Source organism: Pseudomonas sp. RIT-PI-AD (assembly GCF_025642785.1).
Classification (GTDB): domain Bacteria; phylum Pseudomonadota; class Gammaproteobacteria; order Pseudomonadales; family Pseudomonadaceae; genus Pseudomonas_T.
Genome location: NZ_JANZKU010000060.1, coordinates 1 through 1,496, shown reverse-complemented (window position 1 = coordinate 1,496; position 1,496 = coordinate 1). Strand labels below are relative to the sequence as shown.

Genomic DNA, 1,496 nt, shown 5'->3' with positions numbered 1-1,496 from the left:
GGGCCTCCAGCCAATCATGGAGGTAATTTTACCCATACCGACTTTTCGTACAAAACCTAGGGCCAGACTCACCTCAGGAAAAGTCCCTAGCCCCATGTTGACCCGTTTCTTCGTCACTGGATGGATGTAATTAAAATTCCAGAGCTTTGATCCATTGCTTCTCACTCGCATTTGCAAGCCATTACCATTGGTGAGAATGTAGTCCTTCTCTTTCGGCTTTGCAGCTTTCACCTTCACGTCGGAGAGGTGCGTGGCTTGGGAACCCATGGTGTATTCCATCGCTGGTCGTGTATTCCAAAAAATAGCAGTTGAAGGCCTGGAATACCACGTGGAATACACGAAAGCATAGATGGTCTCGGACGTCGTCGGACGCCAATGGATGCTAAGTCATTGATTTTGTGGATTTTCAGGCACAAAAAAAGACGCCCTTGGACGTCTTTAGATGGATAAATGGTGGAGCCGGGGGGATTAAAAATATATACATAACCTGTTGTTTTAAATGGATTTATTTGAATATCTATTATTAAGTGCCCCCATAAGTACCCCCGTGCACGTATTCCCGATGAGCGGTTATTTAAGGAGTTGAACTGGCGTCCTGAATTATCGTTTTGCGACCGGCGAGACCTGTCAACCACCGGGAAGTATTCAATAGAGTCGGTCGTGTACAGCATGACCTCGGTTATTTGGCCAGGAGGGTTTGAGCCCAGCTCAGACCGGGTGCTGGGTAGATGTCAGGTCACGCAGTTGGGTTTTTTCCGCGGTAGCGCACCATGGGCTCATCTAGGACGATTTGAGCTGAGGTGCGGTATGAGACACTCGATGGTTACCTGTCACAACTGTGGCAAAGCGATGGTTCCGAGAGCGTCATATAGCCGTGGATTCTGGGGGTATTCGCCTTCGTCCAATCATTGCCCCTTTTGCCTGAGTGAGAACTGGCACGGCGGAAATCCAGGGTTAGGGGCTCGGCTGTTCGCTTTGGTTGGCCTGGCTCTTGGTGTTCTGGCCTGCGTGTTGGTAGGAGCTCTTCTGTTCAAGGTGCAGTGGTGGCTTGGTGTCGAAGAACAGTGGTCTCTATTGACGCTGGGCACATGTGCTGTGTCGGTTAGCGCGGGATACCATTTCTACAACTGGTATGTTGATTGCTGACCGGTGATCATGCTGTGGAAGGCAGCAATCGGTCCAGAGTGTGTAAAAACGCTTCGCCAAAATTGCAGTGTGCGCGTCTACGTTAAATCTGAAATTTATAGGCACGTTAGCAGATGTGGATTTTACGTAGAAGCGCGATTTTCAGTCCTGTTTTGAGTACCTGTCGCGCTGAAAAACGTTTTTACACAGCCTCGGTCAGAAGCGGGCATTCGCAGCGTATTAAACGCCTATTCCGGAGAGTTGTCGTTTTGCAGCCAACACCTCTCGCCACCTCCGATTAACCAGCTAAGTGCCCTGCTCAGCCTTGCAGCGACTCGTGACAGCGCTGCCATGGTGTGTCAAGCCGACTA

The 1,496-nt window shown here is 50.1% G+C and carries 1 protein-coding gene; it reads right to left on the bottom strand.

The features are described from left to right. On the bottom strand, positions 1–267 hold a 267-nt coding region (locus OGL92_RS22005), incomplete at its 3' end, for an integrase arm-type DNA-binding domain-containing protein (RefSeq protein WP_263148004.1). Between the last annotated feature and the right edge of the window lie 1,229 nt (positions 268–1,496).